19 protein-coding genes are annotated in these 22,580 nt (G+C 65.6%); 13 read left to right on the top strand and 6 right to left on the bottom strand.

What is annotated here, in order from left to right; genetic code table 11:
* Positions 1-13: 13 nt before the first annotated feature.
* The 7 genes from mnmA to ABV518_RS01350 all read left to right on the top strand — a co-directional run bounded on the left by mnmA (position 14) and on the right by ABV518_RS01350 (position 8,709).
* Positions 14-1,147 carry a tRNA 2-thiouridine(34) synthase MnmA gene (gene mnmA, locus ABV518_RS01380; protein ID WP_367765062.1) on the top strand — a complete coding sequence of 378 codons (1,134 nt, stop codon included), beginning with the start codon at positions 14-16 and terminating at the stop codon, positions 1,145-1,147.
* A gap of 302 nt (positions 1,148-1,449) precedes the next feature.
* Positions 1,450-3,081 carry an ABC transporter substrate-binding protein gene (locus ABV518_RS01375; protein ID WP_367765061.1) on the top strand — a complete coding sequence of 544 codons (1,632 nt, stop codon included), beginning with the start codon at positions 1,450-1,452 and terminating at the stop codon, positions 3,079-3,081.
* A 126-nt stretch (positions 3,082-3,207) separates the two neighbouring features.
* Positions 3,208-4,299 (top strand): ABC transporter permease, encoded by a 1,092-nt coding sequence (locus tag ABV518_RS01370; RefSeq protein WP_367765060.1) that lies wholly within the window; start codon positions 3,208-3,210, stop codon positions 4,297-4,299.
* Between the two features lies 1 nt (position 4,300).
* Positions 4,301-5,323, top strand: coding sequence for an ABC transporter permease (locus ABV518_RS01365; RefSeq protein ID WP_367765059.1), 1,023 nt, complete (start codon positions 4,301-4,303; stop codon positions 5,321-5,323).
* Positions 5,320-7,035, top strand: a complete 1,716-nt coding sequence (locus tag ABV518_RS01360; protein WP_367765058.1) for an ABC transporter ATP-binding protein — start codon at positions 5,320-5,322, stop codon at positions 7,033-7,035. The genes ABV518_RS01365 and ABV518_RS01360 overlap by 4 nt, the downstream gene beginning before the upstream one ends.
* A 139-nt stretch (positions 7,036-7,174) precedes the next feature.
* Positions 7,175-7,633 (top strand): chorismate mutase, encoded by a 459-nt coding sequence (locus tag ABV518_RS01355; protein ID WP_367765057.1) that lies wholly within the window; start codon positions 7,175-7,177, stop codon positions 7,631-7,633.
* A gap of 86 nt (positions 7,634-7,719) precedes the next feature.
* Positions 7,720-8,709 (top strand): hypothetical protein, encoded by a 990-nt coding sequence (locus ABV518_RS01350; RefSeq protein ID WP_367765320.1) that lies wholly within the window; start codon positions 7,720-7,722, stop codon positions 8,707-8,709.
* A gap of 34 nt (positions 8,710-8,743) precedes the next feature.
* Here ABV518_RS01350 and ABV518_RS01345 read toward each other — a convergent pair whose 3' ends face one another.
* Genes ABV518_RS01345 through ABV518_RS01320 form a run of 6 tightly spaced genes read right to left on the bottom strand, consistent with a single transcriptional unit; the run spans position 8,744 to position 14,863 of the window.
* A complete protein-coding gene (locus ABV518_RS01345; protein WP_367765056.1) occupies positions 8,744-9,457 on the bottom strand; it encodes a DUF4166 domain-containing protein in 714 nt (237 codons plus the stop codon).
* A gap of 47 nt (positions 9,458-9,504) precedes the next feature.
* Complete coding sequence (locus tag ABV518_RS01340; protein ID WP_367765055.1) at positions 9,505-10,797, bottom strand: DUF58 domain-containing protein; 1,293 nt, start codon at positions 10,795-10,797, stop codon at positions 9,505-9,507.
* A gap of 5 nt (positions 10,798-10,802) precedes the next feature.
* A complete protein-coding gene (locus ABV518_RS01335) occupies positions 10,803-11,798 on the bottom strand; it encodes an AAA family ATPase (protein ID WP_367765054.1) in 996 nt (331 codons plus the stop codon).
* Positions 11,795-12,991: a DUF4350 domain-containing protein gene (locus ABV518_RS01330; protein WP_367765053.1), complete on the bottom strand. Its 1,197-nt coding sequence runs from the start codon at positions 12,989-12,991 to the stop codon at positions 11,795-11,797. Before ABV518_RS01330 ends, ABV518_RS01335 begins: the two co-directional genes overlap by 4 nt.
* The gene (locus tag ABV518_RS01325; RefSeq protein WP_367765052.1) at positions 12,988-13,629 is read right to left on the bottom strand and encodes a DUF4129 domain-containing protein; all 642 of its coding nucleotides are present in this window, start codon (positions 13,627-13,629) and stop codon (positions 12,988-12,990) included. The genes ABV518_RS01330 and ABV518_RS01325 overlap by 4 nt, the downstream gene beginning before the upstream one ends.
* Entirely contained in the window at positions 13,619-14,863 is a 1,245-nt protein-coding gene (locus ABV518_RS01320) for a hypothetical protein (protein ID WP_367765051.1), read from the bottom strand. Before ABV518_RS01320 ends, ABV518_RS01325 begins: the two co-directional genes overlap by 11 nt.
* Positions 14,864-15,073: 210 nt before the next feature.
* Here ABV518_RS01320 and mtrA point away from each other — a divergent pair, with 210 nt between their 5' ends.
* From mtrA to ABV518_RS01290, 6 genes are all read left to right on the top strand, one after another.
* The gene (gene mtrA / locus ABV518_RS01315) at positions 15,074-15,748 is read left to right on the top strand and encodes an MtrAB system response regulator MtrA (protein WP_066292768.1); all 675 of its coding nucleotides are present in this window, start codon (positions 15,074-15,076) and stop codon (positions 15,746-15,748) included.
* Positions 15,720-17,672, top strand: coding sequence for an MtrAB system histidine kinase MtrB (mtrB, locus tag ABV518_RS01310; protein WP_367765050.1), 1,953 nt, complete (start codon positions 15,720-15,722; stop codon positions 17,670-17,672). Before mtrA ends, mtrB begins: the two co-directional genes overlap by 29 nt.
* Positions 17,669-19,387 (top strand): LpqB family beta-propeller domain-containing protein, encoded by a 1,719-nt coding sequence (locus ABV518_RS01305; RefSeq protein WP_367765049.1) that lies wholly within the window; start codon positions 17,669-17,671, stop codon positions 19,385-19,387. The genes mtrB and ABV518_RS01305 overlap by 4 nt, the downstream gene beginning before the upstream one ends.
* Positions 19,388-19,460: 73 nt before the next feature.
* A complete protein-coding gene (locus tag ABV518_RS01300; protein WP_367765048.1) occupies positions 19,461-20,402 on the top strand; it encodes a ComF family protein in 942 nt (313 codons plus the stop codon).
* A 143-nt stretch (positions 20,403-20,545) separates the two neighbouring features.
* Positions 20,546-21,274, top strand: coding sequence for a ribosome-associated translation inhibitor RaiA (gene raiA / locus ABV518_RS01295; RefSeq protein WP_367765047.1), 729 nt, complete (start codon positions 20,546-20,548; stop codon positions 21,272-21,274).
* Between the two features lie 32 nt (positions 21,275-21,306).
* The gene (locus ABV518_RS01290; protein ID WP_367765046.1) at positions 21,307-22,575 is read left to right on the top strand and encodes a winged helix-turn-helix domain-containing protein; all 1,269 of its coding nucleotides are present in this window, start codon (positions 21,307-21,309) and stop codon (positions 22,573-22,575) included.
* The last annotated feature ends 5 nt before the right edge of the window (positions 22,576-22,580 follow it).

The following is a 22,580-nucleotide window of genomic DNA, read 5'->3' as shown; positions in this document are numbered from 1 at the left end:
ACGGAAAGCCAGCATGCGAGTTCTAGCAGCCATGAGCGGCGGCGTCGATTCCGCCGTTGCCGCAGCACGTGCCGTCGAGGCGGGACACGACGTCGTCGGGGTCCACCTTGCGCTGTCCCGGATGCCCGGCACGCTGCGGACAGGCAGCCGCGGCTGCTGCACCATCGAAGACTCCCGTGACGCCTGGCGTGCGTGCGATGTCCTCGGAATCCCGTACTACGTGTGGGATTTCTCCGAGCGCTTCAAGGAGGACGTGGTCCAGGACTTCATTGACGAGTACGCTGCCGGCCGCACACCGAATCCGTGCATGCGCTGCAACGAGCGCATCAAGTTCGCGGCATTGCTGGAGAAGGCCATCGCGCTGGGCTTTGACGCCGTCTGTACCGGGCACTACGCCAAGGTGATCACGGACGCCGAGGGCAACCCCGAACTTCACCGCGCCGCGGACTGGGCCAAGGACCAGAGCTACGTCCTGGGTGTCCTCACCCACGAACAGCTCAAGCACTCCATGTTCCCGCTGGCCGACACCCCTTCGAAGGCCGAAGTCCGCGCGGAAGCCGAACGCCGCGGGCTGTCCGTGGCGAACAAGCCGGACAGCCACGACATCTGCTTCATCCCGGACGGCGACACCGCCGGCTGGCTGGCCGAGAAGATCGATATGACCACCGGCGACATTGTCGATGAAACCGGAACCAAAGTGGGGGAGCACCCCGGTGCCAACGCTTTTACGGTGGGACAGCGCAGGGGACTGAAGCTGGGCACCCCCGCGGCGGATGGAAAGCCCCGCTTTGTGCTGGAAATCCGGCCGAAGGAAAACAAGGTGGTGGTGGGTCCGGAGGCCCTGCTGGCCATTGACGAAATCCGCGGCATCAAGGTGTCGTGGGCCGGCCTTCCCATCGCCGAAATCGCCACGGGAGAGGACTTCGACTGCTACGCCCAGGTCCGCGCGCACGGCGACCCCGTCCCCGCGACGGCACGGATGGAAACCCCGTCGGCGGATGGTGCTGCCGGCCAGCTGGTGGTGACGCTGACCGACCCGCTCCGCGGCGTCGCCCCGGGCCAGACCGTGGTCCTGTACCAAGGCAGCCGCGTGCTTGGCCAGGCCACCATAGACGCCGCCCGTTCCCTGCAGCGCGCGGAGCTTTAACAGCCCGTCCCTGGTGCCCTGCAGACAGCGCGAACGTACAGTTGAGGCCTCAAACCGTCCCGTCGGTTGGGGCCTCAACTGTTCGCTCGCGCCGTTTTTGTGTGGCCCTGCCCTCCGGCTGCGGCACAAAAGTGAGAGCAGCAACCCAATCAGGTAAATTTTGTGTCTCAACTCACAGGATGAAACGATTCACCGTATTTTGGTCTGATTGAATCGAGGCATCAGGACAGCGCGCTGCCCGCTCAGCCAATACACCCCTAAGCGGGCGGCAGGCGCGTACTCATCGAACAGAAAGTTCACAGATGACTAAGAGCACCAAAACCCTGCACGGCGCTATCGCGCTGGCAGGCATCTCCGCCTTCGCACTGACTGCCTGCACGGGCCCATCAGGTGGCGGCGGAACGTCCACCGAGAGTGCCGGTGGCGGCGCCATCACCTACGGAACGACTGACAAAGTGGTCACGCTCGATCCCGCCGGTTCCTACGACGGCGGATCCTTTATGGTGATGAACCAGATCTATCCGTTCCTGCTCAATTACAAGCCCGGCACAGCCGAAGCCAGCCCCGACATCGCGGAATCGGCTTCCTTCACCAGCCCCACGGAATACACCGTGAAGCTGAAGTCCGGCCTGAAATTCGCGAACGGCAATACTCTCGACTCGTCCGACGTCGTGTTTTCGTTCAATCGGGTCAGGAAAATCGACGATCCCAACGGTCCTGCCTCCCTGCTGGCGAACATGGAGAAGGTCGAAGCGAAAGATCCCGACACCGTGGTGTTCACCCTCAAGGCCGCCAACGACCAGGTCTTTCCGGGTGTGCTCGCCTCCAACCCGGGACCGATCGTAGACGAGCAGGTGTTCCCGGCCGACAAGGTGATGGACGACGACGCGATCGTCGCCGCGAAGCCGTTCGCCGGCCAGTACACGATCGAAAGCTACAAAAAGAACGAGCTCGTCAGCTTCAAACCCAACGCCGGCTACCAGGGCATGCTGGGCAAGGCGGCCAACGACGGCGCGACGCTCAAGCACTACGCCGACGCCAACAACCTCAAGCTTGACGTCCAGCAGGGCAACATTGACGTCGCAGGCAGGATCCTGACGGCCACCGACATCGCTGACCTCGAGAAGGACTCCAAGGTCAAGGTCCATAAGGGGCCCGGCGGCGAACTGCGGTACATGGTCTTCAACTTCGACACCATGCCGTTCGGGGCAAAAACCCCCGACGCCAATCCGGCGAAGTCCCTGGCTGTGCGCCAGGCCATCGCGCACCTCGTGGACCGGGATGTCATCGCCTCACAGGTCTTCAAGAACACCTACACCCCCGTGTACTCCTACGTGCCGAAGGAATTTGAAGGGGCCACAGAGCCCTTGAAGAGCCTCTATGGCGACGGCAGCGGCAAGCCCAGCCTGGACAAGGCAAAGAAGGTGCTTGCGGATGCCGGCATCACGTCGGCAGTGGACCTGAAGCTGCAGTACACCGACCGCTACGGCACGTCCGCTGCGGACGAATACGCCCTGGTCAAGGGACAGCTTGAGAAGTCGGGGCTGTTCACCGTGGACCTCAAGTCCACCGAGTGGACCACCTACACCAAGGAACGCCGGGCGGACGCCTACCCCGTCTACCAGCTCGGCTGGTTCCCGGACTACTCCGACGCCGACAACTACCTCACGCCCTTCTTCATCCCGGGCAACTTCCTCGGCAACCACTACGAAAACTCCAAGGTCACCGAGATTGTGAACAAGCAGCTGGTCACAGCGGACAAGACCGAACGCAGCAAGCTGCTGGGCGAAGCCCAGGAAGCCATTGCCAAGGACCTCTCCACGCTGCCTTTGCTGCAGGGCGCCCAAGTAATGGTCGCCGGAACGGACGTCAAGGGCGTTGAGAAGACGCTGGACGCCTCGTTCAAGACCCGGCTTGGCGTGATGTCCAAGTAGGTCCCCAAGCCACCCGGCTCTGACATGCAAAAGGCGGGGCGCCTGCCGGCGTCCCGCCTCCTTGCTGGTCAAGGCCAGCGCCACTGGGGGAGCTGCCGGCCCAGGCCACCACAAATTTAGGTACCAATGACAACTTTGATTGACGCGCCGCCCAGCGACGCAGACGGCATCCTGCCGTCCACCAAGAAGTCCTCAGGCGGGGGGCTCGGGCAATACATCCTGATCCGGTTCCTGCTGATCTTTCCCACCATCTTCATCCTGGTCACCATGGTGTTCTTCCTGATGCGGATCACCGGTGACCCGATTACCACAGCCATGGGCGGACGGCTTCCGGAAGACCAGCTCCAGGAACGGATCCACAACGCCGGCTACGACCGTCCGATCCTGGTCCAGTACTTCGAATATCTCGGGCAGATCGCCACCGGCAACTTCGGCCGGACCCTCAGTGACAACCGCGCCGTATCGGAAATGCTGACAACCTATGGATCGGCAACCCTCGAGCTGTCCATCAACGCCCTGTTGATCGCGCTGCTGGTGGGAATCCCGCTCGGCATGATTGCAGCGCACCGGCGTGACCACGCACCCGACGCGGTCCTGCGGGTCTTCGCGATCCTCTGCTATGCAACACCGGTCTTCTTCGCCGGCATGTTGCTCAAGCTCACTTTTTCCGTCTGGCTTGGCTGGCTGCCGGTCGCCGGCAGGGCAAAGACGTCCAGCGAGCTGGCCCTGACGTCCCTTCAGGCACCCACTGGAATCTACTGGCTGGATGCGCTGCGGAGCGGAAACATGGCAGCACTCGGAGATGTGGCCGCCCACGCCGTCCTGCCTGCCGTGGCGCTGGGTCTGTTGACCGCAGGCATCTTCCTGAGACTGGTCCGCACCAATGTGATCGGGACCCTGGGCAAAGACTACGTCGAGGCCGGCCGCTCACGCGGAGTGAGTGAATTCCGGCTCGTCACGAAGCACGCGTACAAGCCGGCGCTGATTCCCATCATCACGGTGATGGGCCTGCAAATCGCCGTGATGCTCGGCGGAGCAGTGCTGACAGAAAAGACCTTTGAATGGAAGGGCCTCGGATTCCAGCTGGCCAACTACCTGACAGCCCGCGACTTCGTCGCCGTGCAGGCCATCGTGGTCCTGCTGGCAATCATCGTCGCCATCACCAACTTCATCGTGGACATTGTGGCCGCGCTGATCGACCCCCGCGTGAGGTACTGACATGAGCGTCACACCAGGGCCCGAGCCCCTCGTCAACCCCCGGGCGGCGTTCTACAAACGGCTTCCCGTTATTTCCCACTTCAACAAAAGCGTCGGCCTGCAGCGCGGGATGCTGGTGGCCGGCCTGGTCCTGACGGGCCTGTTCCTGCTCACAGCCCTGTTCGCACCGCTGATTGCTCCCTTCGGCTATTCACAGCTCTCGGATGAGGCCGGCAATTTCTCCACCCAGCAAGCCCCTGGCGGCCAGCATCTGCTGGGCACAACGGTGGGAGGATATGACGTTTTCTCCCGGGTAGTTTGGGGGGCCCAGACCGCCGTCCTGGTGATTGTGGTGGCGGTCCTGATGTCCATTGTCATCGGTGTGGTCCTTGGACTCGTCAGTGGGTACCTCGGCGGCTGGCTGGACCGGATCCTCGTCGTCATCGCCGACGCCGTCTACGCTTTTCCGTCGCTCCTGGTCGCCATTGTGATGGCCATCGTCATCAGTGGCGGACAATCCAGCCTGATCGGCGGCATCTTCGCTGCCGGAACCGCCATCACGATGGTCTTCATTCCGCAGTACTTTCGAGTGATCCGGGCCGAGGCAGTCAGGCTGAAAGCCGAGCCTTTCGTCGAGTCCGCCAAAGTAGTGGGGGCATCCAACATCCGCATCATGGGCCGGCACATCTACAAAAACGCCACCCGCACGCTCCCGCTGATCTTCACCCTCAACGCCTCCGAAGCCATCCTCACCCTGGCCGCGCTCGGCTTCCTGGGCTTCGGCATCGAACCGAGCTCCGCTGCCGAATGGGGTTATGACCTCAACAAGGCACTGGCAGACACCACGTCGGGGATCTGGTGGACAGGCCTCTTCCCGGGCCTCGCCATCGTCCTGACAGTCGTTGGCCTGACCCTGGTGGGAGAAAGCATTAATGACCTGAACGACCCCCGACTTCGCGGACGGAAAGCCGCCGGCGGCAAGGGCAGCCCGGACTCGACCCCAGGTGCGCAGGCCGCCATCGAAGTGGAAGTGAGAGGATTTTGACCATCAATCTTGGTTCCGTAGGGGACAGGCGCAGCCCGGCGGGCCAGCCCGTCCTGGAAATAGACCACCTCAAAGTAACTTTCGCTACGGACGGGGGCGATGTCCATGCCGTCAAGGACGTCAGCCTGCAAGTGAATGCCGGTGAAGTGCTGGCCATCGTCGGTGAATCAGGCTCCGGCAAGACGGTGACCGCGAAAACCATTCTTGGGCTGCTCCCCGAAACTGCCACCAGCGGCGGCGCCGTCCTGATCAACGGCAACAACGTCATCAGCGTCAGCGCAGCCAAGCTGCGGCAGATCCGGGGCCGCGATGTGGCCATGGTGTTCCAGGAACCGTCAACGGCACTGAACCCCGTATTCACCGTGGGCTGGCAGATTGCCGAGGGCATCCGTGCCCACGCTGGCGGCCACGGCGGGAAGCGCGTCTCCGGCAAAGAGGCGAAGGCCCGTGCCATCGAGGCGCTGCGCAAAGTGGGGATCCCGGATCCTGAGCACAGGGTGAACTACTATCCCCACCAGTTCTCCGGTGGCCAGAAGCAGCGCGTCGTGATCGCCGCCGCGCTTGCACTGAACCCGGGGCTGATTGTGGCCGACGAACCCACCACTGCCCTGGACGTTACCGTCCAGGCAGAGATCCTGCAGTTGCTGCGGGACCTGCGGGACAAGTACGGGACCTCCATTGTGCTGATCACGCACAACATGGGTGTGGTGGCTGACCTGGCCGACCGCGTCGTGGTGATGTACCAGGGTGACGTCGTGGAGGAGGCGCCGGCCCGCGTGCTGTTTGCCGAGCCCAAGCAGGATTACACCAGGAAGTTGCTGGCGGCGGTGCCCCACCTGGGACGCAACTCCGCGTCGGAAGGCATGACGGAACGCGCCCACCAAAAAGCCAAGGTCCTGGTGGAGGCGAAGGACCTGACCATCGAGTACCCGGGCCGGCTGGGGACTCCCTCCTTCAAAGCCGTTGACAGCGTCAGCTTCACCGTGTCCGAAGGCGAAGTTTTCGGGCTTGTGGGCGAGTCGGGTTCCGGAAAAACCACCATCGGCCGGGCCATTGCGGGGCTGAACCGGACCACGGGCGGCAGCCTGAAGGTGCTGGGTTACGAAATGCTGAATCTGAAGGAGCGTACGTTCAAGCCGCTGCGGAAGGATATCGGCTTCGTTTTCCAGGATCCTGCCGCGTCCTTTAACCCCCAGTTGACCATCGGCGACTGTGTGGCGGAACCGATGATCATCCACACAAGCCCGAGTCCCGCGCAGGCGCGCAAACGCGTCGCTGAGCTGCTCGAGTCAGTCCAGTTGCCGGCGTCGTACGCGGCAAGGTATCCGCATGAGCTCTCAGGCGGCCAGCGCCAGCGGGCCTCCCTCGCGCGGGCGCTCATCCTGAACCCCAAGCTGCTGATCGCGGACGAACCGACGTCGGCCCTGGACGTCTCGGTGCAGGCCAAGGTCCTGGAACTGTTCAAGGAAATCCAGGCGGAATTCGGCTTCGCGGCGCTCTTCATCAGCCACGATCTTGCCGTCGTGGACATCCTGTCCCATTGGGTGGGTGTCTTGTACAAAGGCAAACTCGTGGAACAGGGGATCGGCGGCCAGATCATGGGGGCGCCGCAGCACGATTACACCAAACGGCTCATCGCGTCCCTTCCGGTCCCTGACCCGGACGAGCAGGCCCGGCGACGCGAAGAACACAGGGCACTTCTCGGAATCTGACAATCCGCGGACGCGGACGGACACCCGGCCGGGGGAATGCCGGGGTGTCCGTCCGCCGCACGGAAGGCCGACGGCGGGATGGCTGCGGCGGGTGCTTAACACCGCAGGGGTTTTCCGCGCCTGCCCATAGACTTGGACCATGACGCAGCACAACCACGACGTTCCTGATTCCGAAACCTACGACGCCGCCGCCAGCTCGCTGGCCGGACAGGTGGACAACTCGGTGATGGCGGAACTGCTGTCCATCCGCTCCAGCATCGACAACATCGATGCCACCCTGGTCTACCTGCTCGCGGAGCGGTTCAAGGCCACCCAGAAAGTTGGTTTCCTGAAGGCCGCCCACCGCCTCCCCGCAGGCGATCCCGGCCGGGAAACGGCCCAGATTTCCCGGCTGCGGCGCCTGGCCGAGGACGCCCACCTCGATCCGGCCTTCGCAGAGAAGTTCCTGAACTTCATCATCGGCGAAGTCATCCGCCACCACGAAGCCATCGCCGAGGACCACCAGGCAGCCGCCGGAAACCAGGAAGCCGATCCGGCACCTCAGGCCTCCCGTCAGGCCGGCATCCCGTCCGGGCCCCAGGCTTCCGTCGTAGCGTGAGGGTAACCAGCCGGCAGGAACCAAGCCCGAACGAACCGGATCCGAACCCCGCGGACGCGGGACCGACGGAGGTCACGGCTACCGGGCTGGGTGCCTGGCCGGGAGAGGACCCTGCCGAGGCCGCGCGCATCATCCGCGGGGAACTCGGCAGCCCGCACCTTCCGTTCCTCGCCGAACTCCCGGACCGCGGGGTGGGCTCCGATGCGCTGGGCCGGACGGCCTCGCTCCTGGTAGAGATGGCCGTGGATGTCCAGCCCTTCGGCTGGCGGCTGGTGGACCGTCCCGGCAAGGACTTCCGGCGGGCCGCGTCAGCGCTGTCCACGGATATCAATGTCCTTGCGGACGTCGCCGGGGCTGAAGACACCCCGGCCGGTGAGCTGAAGGTACAGCTGGTGGGGCCGATGACGCTCGCAGCAGGCATCCACCTGCATAACGGCGAACGCGCACTCCTTGACTACGGCGCCCGCCGCGATGTGGCAGCCTCCCTGGCCGCCGGGGTGGGAAGCTACCTGTCCCGGGTTTCCTCGGCCGTGCCCGGGGCCCGGCTGGTGGTCCAGCTCGACGAGCCCGACATCGCTGCCGTGCTGGCCGGCACCATTCCGACCTCCAGCGGCTACCGCACCCTGCGTGCAGTGGCCGGGCGGGAGGCCACGGAGTCGTGGGGCCTGGTGGTTTCTGCCCTTCGGGAAGCCGGTGCCGCGGAGATCATTGTGGCCGTACCGGAGATTGAAGCCCCGTTCGACCGGATCCTCGCCGCCGGCGCGGACGGCATTGCCGTGCCCCTCAAAGCCCTGACATCGCGCCAGTGGGAGCAGCTCGCCGGCGCCGTTGAGGGCGGCAAACGTCTTTGGGCCGGCGCCTTGGACATCAGCCGCGGCACCCTGCCCCGTGTTGCCGACGTCGTCGAATCCGTTTCGAGGCCGTGGCACCAACTGGGCCTGCCGGCGTCGTCCTTGCGCACCTTGCGGGTCACGCCATCCACTGGCCTCGCCGGACAATCTCCGGCGTCTGCCACCGCCGTGCTCACCCGCCTTACCCAGGTGGCCGACGGGCTGAACCAGCTGGCGCTGGGCTAGGCAACAGGCCGGCGTCTGACGGACGGCCCGCCTGTCAGGTCCGGGCCTCCCAGCGCTCAGGGTGAGCGTAGCGGGGCAGGAAGCTCCGCGCGGAGCTGCCGCCTGAGTAGGGGCGCAGCCGGTAGTCGAAGCTGCCCGCGTACACCAGGACCAGGCCGATCTGCGGCTGGATGACTTTCACCTGGATCCGGTGCTTGCCGTGTTCCCCGCCCGCCGGGTCCCACCACTGTTCGGCGTACGCCTTGGCGTCGAGTGCCTCGGGAAGCGGGATCCGGAGCGCGCCGAGGAACAGCCGGGAGGCTTCAGAGACACCCCTGAGCCTGCCCGCCGGCGTGACGCTGAGGTTCAGGTCGGTCACCAGCCTGCGGAACCTGCCCACGTAGTCCACCAGTCGGGGGCCGTCCGTTGTATCGGCCACGCTGGTGGTGTCCTGGAAGATCCGGGTCCGGCCAGGGAATCGGATCTCGCGCCGGGCCGTCAGGCTGGAGCGCCCGAAGGGATCCTCGTGGGCATGGTTTTCGATCCGGAACGGAACGCGCTCGCCGTACTCGGGGAAGAACGCTTCCTCCCCGGAAGTCAGTTTCAGCAGCGGCTGCAGCCAGCGCTGCCTGCAGCCGACGACGTCGAACACGCCTTCCCCGATGCCGTACTGCCCAGACCCGGGCACCAGGGAAAAGTAGTCCTGGAGTTCAGGCTGCAGCCGTTCGAAATCCGCACCCAGGGCCTGCCGGTAGATGGGAACATTCATCCTGACCTCCTGATGGCTGGACGGGCGCCGGCGCTGTCCGCGTGATCTCATAATCTACCTGCAGCCTTCAGCCGGATGTACATGTCCGCCAGCCGCGGCGGCAGCTGCAGCGGTTCCGCGTCCACCACTTCCACGCCGTGCTGGCGGAGCTGGACGCTGATGGCTTCGCGCTCCAGCAGGGCCCGTTCGGCGGCAGCGGCCCGGAACACCCCGGCGGCGGTATCCCGTTCCGTGAGCATTTGTGCCAGCAGCGGATCACGCACAGCTGCCACCACCACAACGTGCTGGCGGGCCAGCCGGGTGGCCACGGGGATAAGCCCTTCCTCCGGGGCGCCGCCGTCGAGGGACGTCAGCAGGACCACCAGCGACCGGTGCGCCGAGACGGCCCTGACCTGGCCCGGGATGCCCTGCCAGTCCATTTCGATCAGTTCGGCTTCGAGCGGGGCCATCGCCTGCACCAGCTGGCTCAGGAGGTTCCCCGACGCAGCCGATCCCGCCCGCGCCCGGGGGCGCCGGTCGAAGGCCAGGAAATCAACCCGGTCACCGCCGCGTTCGGCCAGGACGGCCAGCAGCAGGGCGGCCTCCATCCCGGTGTCCAGGCGTGGCTCGTCGTCGATCCGTGCCGCCGAAGTGCGCGACGTGTCCAGCACAATGACCACGCGCCGGTCGCGTTCCGGCCGCCAGGTCCGGACCACGACGGCGGAACGCCGGGCGGTTGCCCGCCAGTCAATCGAGCGGACGTCGTCACCGCGGACATAGTCCCGAAGCGAATCGAACTCGGTGCCTGCGCCCCGGATCTGTACGGCCGCTTTGCCGTCGAGTTCCCGCAGTTTCCGCAGTTTGGACGGCAGGTGCCGGCGGGAGTGGAACGGGGGCAGGACGCGGAGGGTGCCCGGGCACGGTACCGTGCGCTGGCGGGCCGCGAGCCGCAGCGGCCCGTAGGAACGGAGCGTGACGTGCGGGGCCTTCAAATCGCCCCGCCGGACCGGGCGGAGTGTCACGTCCGCGCGGCGGCGCTCGCCGGCCGGGATGTCCAACGGCCGGACAACGTTCTGCGCCCCGGCCGAGGGCTGCCAGGCATCCCGGATGAGCCCGCGGAGCCGGCGCCCGCCCTGGTTGCTGACCGTCAGGACCGAGTGGGCTGTGCCGTTGAGGGCCACATGGCCAGGATCCGCGCGCTGGACCTCGATGGTGCGCAGGGATGCCGCCAGGCCGAGTTCGATGCCCAAAAGCGCCGCCAGCACCGCGATGACGCCCAGTACTGTCCACCACGCGGGCAGCAGCAGCACCGGCACCAGCCCCAGCAGGGCCAAGACCACAAAACGCCCGGACAGTGCCATCCCGGTCAGCGGGGGACGGGCACTGAGGCCAGGATGCTGGTCAGGACGTCATCCGCCCGGACGCCGTCCATCTGGGCTTCAGGATGCAGTGCCACCCGGTGCCGCAGGCAGGGCAACGCCAGTGCCTTGACGTCGTCCGGGGTGATGAAGCTCCGGCCGGAAAGCCAGGCCCAGGCCCGCGAAGTGTTCAGGAGGGCTGTGGCACCACGGGGAGATACGCCCAGCTGGAATGAAGGCGCAGACCTGGTGGCACGGACGAGGTCCACAATGTAGCCGATGATTTCGGGTTCGACGGCAACGTTGGCGACGGCCTGCCGCGCTCGCTCAAGGTCCTGCGCGCCGGCGACTGCCCGGACACCGGCGCCGGCCAGGTCCCGGGGGCTGAACCCTGTTGCGTGCCGGCGGATGACCTCCATCTCCTCCGTACGGTTCGGAAGAGGCATGGTGAGCTTGAGCAGGAAGCGGTCCAGCTGGGCTTCAGGGAGCGGGTACGTTCCCTCGTATTCCACCGGATTCTGAGTTGCCGCCACCATGAACGGTGCGGGTAGCGGCCGTGACACTCCGTCCACCGAGACCTGCCGCTCTTCCATGGCTTCCAGCAGCGACGCCTGCGTTTTGGGGGGTGTGCGGTTGATTTCGTCCGCGAGCAGGATATTGGTAAAGACCGGCCCTTCGCGGAAGCTGAACCCGGAGGTGTGCGAGTCATACACCAGCGATCCGGTGACATCGCCGGGCATCAGGTCAGGTGTGAACTGCACCCGTTTGGTGTCCAGGCTCAGCGATGCGGAGAGGGCACGCACCAGCAGCGTTTTGGCCACACCCGGCACACCCTCGAGCAGCACATGTCCCTGGGCGAGCAGGGCTATCAGCATCCCGGTGACGGTGGCGTCTTGGCCAACCACCGCCTTGGCCACTTCGTTCCGGACATCGAGGAGAGCCTGCCGTGCGGGATCGTGGTGCATGGGTTCCAGGATCTGCGGGTCGCGGAGCTGTTCGTTCATCGGGTCCTTACCTCATTCTCTAGTTCGTCCAGCTCCTGGGACCATCGCACGAGCCTGGCTTCGTTCGGGGGCCGTTCATTGATCAGTTCCCCGATGCTGTCCTCCGGCCGGTTCACAAGGCGCGCCACGGCCCGGGCAACGTCGTCGGCGGATGCGTCAGGTCCCAGCCTGAGTTCCTTCGCCAGTCTGACCAGGGTGCCTGCCCGGAGGTTGTCCCGGGCCCGGTCCACCGCGTGGGAATCGTGGTAGAGCCGTGCCCGGCCCTCGGCCGTTTCCGCGGCCTTGACCACCACGGGCAGCGGTTCAAAGACCAGTGGACCAAAGCGGCGGCCGCGCCAGACCATGGCCAGGACGGCGACGAACACCAACCACGGTCCGAGGAACGGCACCCAGCCGGGAGCGAGTTCGCTGAGCGTTTGCGGGGACCCGGCACCATTTACGTCGCCGAGGCCGGGCAGGTACCAGACCAGGTCCCCGGAACCGCCCAACGTCCGGAGCACAAGGGCTGAATGTCCATGCTCGGCGAGTCCGGCATTGCTGATCAGTGCAGTGCTTCCCAGGACTGTCAGTGTGCCGTCTTCGGTGGACGCAAGCAGGCCGGCTTCTGAACCTGGTGGCCGGTAGCAAACGGTCCCATCGCCCTCGTCGCCGTACAGGAATCCGGACTCCCCGGAAACTGTTCCGGCTGTTTCGGCATCGTCGTTCCAACAGCCCGGCTCCAGGGTTGGGGACGTCTCCGGCACGACGCCTGCCTGGCTGATTCCGGCGTCCAGCGCTCTGAGGGTGTTGAGCCGCGGCGTGACCAGCACTACACGTGTGGCCTCGACGGCCAACCGTTCCAGCTGGGACACGTCGAGGAAGCCGTTCCGGTCGTACAGCAGCAGCGTTGAATCGCGGCTGGCCTGGAGGGCAGCAAGTGCGGCACCAAACGAATCGGCGCTGTCCACCTTCACCCCGTGCCGGCCCAGGATCTCGCTCACCGCCCTGCCGCCATCGGGCCCTGCATTGCGGACGGACAGCGGAACCGAATCACCTTTAGGGGCCAGCTGGGTAAAGATGGTGACCGCCATGGCGACTGCGAACACGGCTGCCGCCACTGCCGGGCCGCGGTGGCGCCGGAGCCAGCCCGACGGCCTGGCGGGCAGTGGCGCTGTGGGCGCATCACCGGACGCGGTACCGAGGCCCGTCGTCATGGGGCGACCGCTGGGTGGGCCGGGGCGCTGCCGGGTTTAAGGGACTGCAGCGAAGCATCGAGAGCCGTCATGGCGTCGTAGTCGGCGCGACCGGCCGTGCCGTGCCCGTAGCGGATCCGGTCGAACGTCCTGGCGGCCCGGTCCAGCCGCCGGGCCTCGGGAACAAAAACGCCGGCAAGTTCGCGGGCCACTTCATCCGCAGTCCTGCCCGGCCGGACGTCCAGGATGTTCCGGTCCTCGGCCGCGCGGACCAGCGCGCGGAAGCAGTGCACGACGGCGGTGCCCCAGTCTCCCCGGTCCGCTGCGGCTGCGGCGCTTCCCCGGTAGTCCGCGGCACTCACGGATGTGTCGTCGTCGAACACCTCTGCCGCATTCTTCGTCCGGGCGTTCAGGCGGGGACGGGCCACGATGATGGCGGCGGCGATCAGCACGGCGATGACCATCCCGGTCAGCGGCGCTGCCACATTTCCTTCAACACCGGTCGGGCCTTCCAGTGAGGCCAGCCAGTCCAGGAAGCCGCGCCAGAGTTCATCCACCCAGCCAGGCCCGGCGCTTTGGTACTCGGGCTTGGCCAACTCTTCGGCGGCCCAGCGGCGGGCTTCGTCGGCGTCGGGCAGGACAGGAGGTTCAGCGGACATCGGGCCAGGCACGGTAAGCGGGGCCGGCGCTGTGGGCCGGGCCGCCCTGTGCAGGCCCGCCGTATACCGGAATGCCCCGGCCGGGAACCCCGTCGGGGTCGGTTCCGGATTCCATCAGGCGCAGGAGCGCGATGTCCAGACCGTCCTTCCTCATCCGCAGGTCCAGGTACAGCAATGCCATCACCGCTGTCTGGAAGGCATAACCGACGGCGCCGACAAGGGCGCTGATGACCGCGGTTGCGAGGGCGATGGCCACTCCTGCCGCGATTGCCTCGTCGGGGCCGCCGTGGGGTGAAACTACGGATGTATAGAACGCCGGAAGCAGGCTTACGGGGATGGTCACCACCTGCGCGATGATGGCGACCATGATTGAAACCACCAGGGTGATTCCCAGGATCCGCCACCAGTTGCCCCGCGTCAGCTGCCACGACCTGCGGAGTCCGTCCACGGCGCCCAGCTCCTCGATCACCACCGCGGCGGGGGCCACCAGGATCTTGATGTAGATCCAAACGGCCAGGGCGATGCCGCCAAGGCCGAGCGGGATTAGGATCAGGGCGCCGGTTCCGCCCAAGGCAGCGATGACGAGGACCATCAGGCCCACAAACAGGGCCACGCCTACGAGCCAGCCCAGGACCATCAGGCAGGCCAGCCTGACCAGGGCACCGGCACGTGACCGGGCCAGCGCCCACATCTGCCGGAAGCCTGTAGTGCGGTTCAGTACAGAACGGGCCACCGGCACCACCATGGCGCCCTGCAGGACTGCCGCAAGGAACACGGTCAGCACCGCCACCAGAAGGACTGCGGCAAGGACGGTGAAACCCACGGAGACCATGTCCTGTTCGTTGAGGCTTTCGATCCAGGTTTCCAGGGAAGCCGCCGAGGCGACGGAACCTGCGGTGAGGACGGCCGTAAGGACTACCGCCAGGGACTGCGCCAGCAGCGCCGCTCCCAACATTGCGCGGGCGTTGCGCCTGATGGTCTGGAAGGAGCCGTCGATGATTTCGCCGAACATCAACGGCCGCAAGGGAATGATGCCGGGCTTGGGCGGGGCAACGTATTGCGGCTGCCGGTAGGGTGGCGGACCGCCGTACGGGTTGTAGGGCGGCTGTCCCCACGGCTGCTGATGCGCCGGGCCGGCGGGCGGACCCCATACGGGCTGGGCGCCCCACTGGGGCTGGCCGGAACCAGGCTGTGGCTGCCATGACGGCCCGCCGCCGTCGGGCGGCCGCTGCATGTTCGGATCCTGTTGTGACAACCTGTTCCTTCCCCCGGATGGAACCGGACGCTTGCAGTCGGGCGCCATTGCCGCAGTTCAGCGGCGAGGGCGTCCGGCAAGGCCGGCACGCTCCCAGCCTATAGTTCAGGCGTCGGGCGTCATAGCGCTGCGCCATGCCGTGGCGGCGATCAACAGGACAAAGGGTGGGCAATAAGGGAATATATAACTATGAAGGCACGCATTCTGGTAGTTGACGATGACGAAGCGCTGGCCGAAATGATCGGAATTGTTCTGCGCAATGACGGCTTCGAGCCGGTCTTCTGCGCAGACGGCGGCCAGGCGCTGGATGTGTTCCGTTCATCGAAGCCGGACCTCGTGCTGCTCGACCTGATGCTTCCCGGCGTGGATGGCATTGAAGTCTGCCGGCAGATCCGTTCCGAATCGGACGTTCCCATCGTGATGCTCACCGCCAAGTCGGACACTTCCGACGTCGTCCGCGGGCTTGAGTCCGGCGCCGACGATTACGTCCCCAAACCGTTCAAGCCGGCCGAGCTGGTGGCGCGGGTCCGGGCGCGGCTGAGGCCGGGCGACCAGAAGGCGCCGGAAACGCTCCGGATCGCCGATGTCACCATTGACGTGGCCGGCCACACAGTGAGCCGCGGAAACGAACGCATCTCCCTGACGCCGCTGGAGTTCGACCTGCTCGTTGCCCTTGCGCGGAAACCGTGGCAGGTATTTACCCGCGAGCTGCTGCTTGAGCAGGTCTGGGGCTACCGCCACGCGGCGGACACAAGGCTCGTGAACGTCCATGTGCAGCGCCTCCGGTCCAAGATCGAACGGGATCCGGAAGCCCCGGAAGTAGTATTGACGGTTCGTGGTGTCGGCTACAAAGCAGGTTCCTGACCCCTCAGGAGCAGACGGCGGGCGTGCTCCGGATGGACCCGCAGCGGAACACGCTGCACGTCCGGAGGAACATCACGTTGCCCCGGAGCATACGGACGCCCTGGCAGCAAGCCTGGAGCAGCTGCCCTTCCGGGCCCGCATCTGGAAGCGCAGGGCAGTTATTGTCAGTCTGCGTGTTGCACGCCTGGTCAGCACCGGAGTCCGCAGGTTTTTCCCCGCACTGCGCTACATCGCGCAATCACTTCACCGCCGGTGGCGCCGGTCGCTGCAGTTCCGGACGGTACTGACAACCCTGCTGCTCGCCGTGACGTCGTTCGCCGTGGTGGGCGCATACCTCTCGAACCAGATTGCCAACAACCTGTTCCAGGAACGCCTGACGCAGGCAGAATCCGAGACCCGCTACAACGTCAAGCAGGTCCAGGACACTTTCGACGGCGCCCAGGTCACGGACCAGTCCAGCGTCATCACCCTGGTCTACGACACCCTCAACGCCGTGGAGGGCAGGGGATCGGTGATCCAGCGGCGGTATGTTTTTGAGGCCATGCCGCAGCAGACCAAACCCCGCAACCGCTGGGTGGAATCCCGGGCGTCCGACCAACTGACCGTCAGTGTCATCCCGCCGGACCTGCGCAAAGCGGTCCAGGAGTCCGGCAAGGACCAGTACTGGGCTTCAACGGTCATTCCGGTGGGAACCGAAGACCGGCCCGGCATCGCCGTCGGCAACAAAGTGACCTTTAACGGAACGGTGTATGAGCTCTACCTGATCTACGACCTGAACACCGCGCAGCAGACCCTCGACGAAATCCAAAGCGTGCTCTGGGCCGGCGGCGCCGTCCTGGTCTTGATGATCGGCGCCATCGCCTGGTACGTCACCCGCAACGTTGTCAGCCCGGTCAGCCATGCCGCCGTCGTCTCGGAAAAACTGGCCGCGGGCCAGCTGCAGGAGCGCATGGTGGTTAAAGGTGAGGACGAGGTGGCACGCCTTGGCGCGTCCTTCAACCACATGGCAGCCAGCCTGCAGGAACAGATCACCCAGCTGGCCACCCTTTCCCAGATGCAGCAACGGTTCGTCTCGGACGTTTCCCACGAACTGCGGACGCCGCTGACCACCGTCCGGATGGCTGCCGAAGTGCTGTTCGACGCACGCCACGACTTCGATCCCATCAACAAGCGCTCCGCTGAACTTCTCTACAACCAGGTGGAGCGGTTCCAGTCCCTGCTGTCCGACCTCCTGGAGATTTCCCGTTTTGATGCCGGGGTTGCCATGCTCGACGCGGAGCCGGAGGACATCATGCAGGTTATCGCCCACGTCATCGAAGGCGCGGCTCCCGTGGCCGCCGAGTACGGGTCCGACATCATCCTGCGGGGACCGGCAGGCGGGATTGTGGTGGAGATGGATTCCCGCCGGATCGACAGGATCCTTCGTAACCTGATCCTCAACGCAGTGGAACACGGGGAGGGAAAGCCGGTGACCATTACGGTGGCTGCCAACCAGACCGCCGTCGGGATTGCTGTCAGGGACCAGGGCATCGGCATGACGCCGGCGGAAGCCGCGCGTGTTTTCGACAGGTTCTGGCGCGCAGACCCCGCCCGTGCGCGGACCACGGGCGGCAGCGGCCTGGGGTTGTCCATTGCCATGGAGGACACCAAACTTCACAACGGCTGGCTGCAGGCGTGGGGAAACAAGGGGAGCGGAGCCAACTTCCGGCTGACCGTCCCCCTCCGGCAGGGCGACGAGATCGATAGGTCTCCCGTCCAGCTTGAACCGGAGGACATCGTGCTGCCGGGGGTACCGGAAGAACGGAATGTCCTGGTCCTCGACCCGGGCCCTGCCGCCCAGCCCGCCACGGCCGGAAAAATTCGCAGCGAAGTGTCCCCATCGTCGAAGACCGCGGTGCACGTGCCGCCCAAGGAGCCGTCATGACAGGACCGCAGCGGCGCTGGCGCCAAAAGGCAGCCGTGCTGCTGGTGCTTCTCGCACTGGTGGTCTCCGGCTGTGCACGCATACCAACGGCCGGGCCCGTAGGCAAGAGCACCGACGAAAGTGCCGGGAACCTCAACGCACCCGTGTTCCTGCCGGCCGCGCCCCAGCCCGGCGCAGCCCCCGAGACGATCATTGAGGATTTCTACCGTGCCGGCAGCGGCTATGAGGACGACTACGCTGTAGCCCGCGAATACCTGACGCAGGCGTCCTCCGTGGCCTGGAAACCTGACCAGCGCGCCCTGGTGTACCGCGAGGCACGCGTGGTGGGCACCGCCGTCGAAAACGTTTACAACTACGAGCTGGATGTTGCCTATACGGTCGACGCCGACGGGATCGCCACGCAGGCACCCGAAGGCACCACCGAGAATATCCCGGCCACGTTAACCCAGGTGGACGGTGAGTGGCGGATCTCGGCTATTCCGGACGGAACAGCCATCCCGGAAGAAACCTTCAAGGTCATCTACGGCGCGTATCCGATTTACTTCTATGATCCGAGTTTCACCTACGCTATTCCCGACGTCCGTTGGTTCATCAAGAACAAGACCGTCAAGGCAATGACCAGCGCCCTTCTTGCCGGGCCCGCCCCGTATCTCCGGGGCGCCGTGGTCAGTGCCTTCCCGTCGGGCATCAAACTTGCGAGGGAATCCGTTCCTGTGGTGTCCGGCGCCGCGCAGGTGGACCTCACGGCAAAAGAGCTGTCAGAGGCCTCCACGGAGGACAGGCTGCGGATGCAGACCCAGCTGGCGCTGACCTTCCGCAGCCAGCCGGACGTGGTCAACGTTGAGCTGCGTGCCAACCAGGACCTGGTCCGGGTCGAGGACAACGGTTCGGTGCTGCCACCTGTCCAGAACAAAGGCGTCCCGGCACGTCAGATTGCCGTCAGCGGCAACGAGCTGGTGCGCTACGAGAACAACCGTATTTCTCCGCTGCCCGATATGCAGCCGGTGTCCGCCCTGGGGCCCCGCTACCCGGCCGAATCTCCGGTGTCACAGACCGTGGCGTTCCTGAATGAAAGCCGGACTACTCTCTACAGCATGGTTCCCGGGCAGCCCGCCCGGGCGCTCACCACGCGCAGCACACTCACGCATCCAACATTCAGCCTCCAGGATTGGGTCTGGACTGCCGGGCCCGGAGCTGCCGGTGGCACGGAAATCGTGGCCTATCGGCCCGTCGGCGTGGCGGAAGGCGCGGCGGTTCCCACTGTCACCCTTGCGCCGCCGTGGCTTGCCGGCAGGACGGTGAAGGACTTAAGGGTCTCTCGTGAGGGTGTACGCGTGCTGGTGATCTCCGAGCAGAACGGAAAGACCCGCGTCCAGGTCGCCGGCATCATCCGTGGCGCCGACGGCACACCCAAGGAACTGACGACGCCGGTCACGCTCGCAACCGGGACTGACCCGGACCAGGGTGTATGGGTAAGCGACACCGTTGTGGCGGTGATGAAGGGCTCGGCAGCAGCCAACGTGACACCTGAGCTGTTGTCCCTGACCTCCGGGCAGCCGCAGCAGCTGGCACCGTGGCCCGGTCTCGTGGCGCTCAGTGCAGGCAACGGCGCCGAGGAGATCTACGGCCAATCCTCCGACGGCATTTTCCAGCGGCTCGGCAACGGCTGGTCGCCGCAGCTCAAGGGCCCGGTCGACCCCTCGTTTCCGGGCTAGCCTGGTGCCGGACTTTTCCACATAACCGGCCCTGAGCCTTCGCCGACCGTACGCGGGGCGGGAGGATGAGCGGGTGACTGCTGCAGCACGTCCCCAGGACCACGTCGCCTTCGTTGACCCGTTGGCTGGCGACCCAGACCTCCGGCCGCCGTCGCTGCAGCCTGCAAAGCACAGGGGTGTGCATCGCCGGGTGCTCCTGCGTGCAACCGACCAGGTGGCAGCGGCCGCCGCTGAGCTGCTGGCGCTGGCGGTGCCCGTTGACTGCGTCTGCTGCGGCGTGGAGGATCTGTCCCTCTGCGTAGCCTGCGAGCGGCGGGTCAGGCACCTGACGAAGCATCCGTTCAGGGCTGAAGCTCAGGCGCCGGCCCTCATGGATGTCGGCGGCGGCGCGATACTTCCCGTTGTCGCGGCAGGGGTCTACCGGGACGAGCTTGCCCAGGCTGTCCTGTCGTTCAAAAGCCACGGCCAGTACCAGCTGAGGCGGGTCCTGGCACGGGCACTGGCCCGTGCGGTCCATGCTGCGGTGCCCAACAACCCCGGTATTTGCCTGGTGCCGGTCCCCAGCGGCACCGGTGCATTCGTGCGGCGGGGCTTCAGCCCGGTGCACCTCCTGCTCGGCTCGCCCGCCGCGGGGAGCCTGCTGGCGGGCGCGCCGGTGCTGGATGTGCTGCGGAAGTCGCATCGGCGGCAAGGAGCGGGCGGCCTCCCCGGCGGTCAGAAGGGCCTTGGACGCGGTGCCCGTGCCAGCCGGGTCCGGGGGTCGATGCGGGTTCCGCGGCGGAAGCTCGACGGCGTGGCCGGCCGCCGGTGCGTCATCGTCGACGACGTCCTGACCACCGGTGCAACGCTCGCCGAAGCGGCCCGTGCACTGCACGAAAGCGGGGCCGTTGTGGCCGGCGCGGTGGTCCTCGCCGTGACACGCCCGCCCGATTCAGCTGGCGGCGGAACCGCATCCGCGGAAGCTGGCGGAAAGGGGCCTGACTTAGAAAAAAATAAACCAAGAAAGGATGAATAACGTGTGGCGATGAACTAACGTCGGTTGTGGGTACCAAGAACAGATGTACCTGTCGATAGCGGCTCGGAAAGGGGCTCGACTGTCAAGCAGATCGGCCCTAGGAAGTGCCGCCGTCGTGTCACCGAAGTCATTTGGAGGGCACCATGGAGTTTATGATCAGCGGACGAAATCTCACGGTCTCTGACCGGTTCCGCGAATATGCCGGTGAGAAGATCTCGAAGATCGAATCACTTGGCGACAAGGTCCAGCGGGTGGACGCGAAGGTCTCGAAGGAAACCAACGCCCGCCAGGCCGGCGACCAGCTCACCGTTGAAGTGACTGTCCTGGGACGAGGGCCCGTGATCCGCGCTGAAGCAAGCGCCGCAGACAAATTCGCTGCATTCGATCTTGCCTATAACAAGCTGCTTGAACGGCTTCGCCGAGCGAAAGACCGCAAGAAGGTCCATCACGGCCGCCACACGCCCAAGGCGGTCCGCGAAGCCACCGCGTCATTGGAGCCCGCAAGTGCCCATGAACCCATTTACGTCGAGGCAAGCCACCGCAGCGAACCCGTGGCGGCCGTGGCATCGGAAAAATCACCCTACGACGTAGACAACGACATTCCGGCCGGGGACTCACCCGTGCTGATCAGGCGCAAGGTCTTCCCTGCAGCATCCCTCTCCCTTGACGACGCCGTGGACAACATGGAGTTGGTGGGCCACGATTTCTACCTGTTCGTGGACAAGGCAACCAACACGCCGTCTGTCGTATACCGCCGCCGTGGCTGGACCTATGGCGTCATCACCCTGGACCATGAGTGCGAACCCGGGGAAACAGTTGTTGAAGAAAAGATCCTCGCCTATCGCTCCGACGATGAGGCTGCCAGGGTCTAGGGTGGTGAAAACCATCCATCGAAAGGACTGATGTGGCGGCTACGCTGAGCCTCGAACAGGCGCGGCGGATCGCACTGGCAGCCCAAGGCCTGGACAAAGGACGGCCCTCCGGCCCCGTGACTTCACGGACGGTGGGCCGTACCTTTGCCCGGCTTCAGCTGGTCCAGATCGATTCCGTTAATGTGGTCTCGCGGAGCCATTACCTTCCGTTCTTCTCGCGCCTGGGCAACTACGACCGCAATATTTTGAAGCGCATGTCCAGCACCCACCCGCGGCGCATGGTGGAGTACTGGGCCCATGAAGCCAGCTACATCCGGCCGGAGCATTTCCATGACCTGGTGCAGTGGCAAAAGCGGAAATGGGTGGGGGCTGCCGCCATGGATCCGGAGCTGCGCGAATCAGTGGCCGGAAAGATCCTTGACATCCTTGCCCGCGGACGGGCCATGACCGCCGCCGAACTGACGGTGGAAATAGGGCACGTGGAAGACCGCCGGGACGACAACTGGGGATGGAACTGGAACGCGGTCAAAAGGGTACTGGAGCACTTGTTCGAAGCTGGCCTCATTTCCGCAGCGTCGCGCACCGAGCAGTTCGAGCGCAGGTACGCGCTGACCCCTCGGGTCCTGCCCGACCGGCTGGATCCGGCAGGGCATCCGCGGGACCCTGCCGAATCCATGCACCGGCTGATCGATGCTGCCGCGCAGGCCCACGGCATCGGCACCGTGCGGTGTTTCGCCGACTATTTCCGCGTGCCCATCAAGCCCGCAGCAGCCGCAGTGGACCACCTCCTGGCCACCGGCAGGCTGGAGCCCGTGACCGTGGCCGGGTGGGACCGTATGGTTTTCCGCCACGCCGACGCCAGGATGCCCCGCCGGGCGGTGGGACGGGCTCTGCTGAGTCCCTTCGATTCACTGGTTTTCGAGCGGCGCAGGCTTGAGGAACTGTTTGGGTTCCACTACCGGATCGAGATCTATACGCCTGAGGACAAACGGCGCTTCGGCTACTACGTCCTGCCGTTCCTCCTGGGCGAGGCCATCGTGGCGCGGGTGGACCTCAAAGCGGACCGCGCCGCCGGAAAGCTGCTGGTCCGCTCCGCCTATGGCGAGCCGGGCGCTCCGCCGCGGACCGCCGTCGAACTTGCCGCCGAGCTCGAACTCATGGCTGAGTGGCTGGGCCTGGGGGACGTTGTGGTGAGCCCGGTGGGAGACCTGGCCGGGGACCTCGCAGCGGCGGTCGGAGCGGGCGGAAGTGCTATCCGCTCTCAGGGAACACCGGCATCGTGGCCTGTGTCTCTCCCGTAGACTAA

Origin of the sequence: Arthrobacter sp. HS15c (genome assembly GCF_040812005.1) — a bacterium.
Lineage (GTDB): Bacteria > Actinomycetota > Actinomycetes > Actinomycetales > Micrococcaceae > Arthrobacter.
The sequence above is the reverse complement of the archived record's forward strand: the minus strand, read 5'-3'. Positions and strand labels throughout refer to the sequence as shown.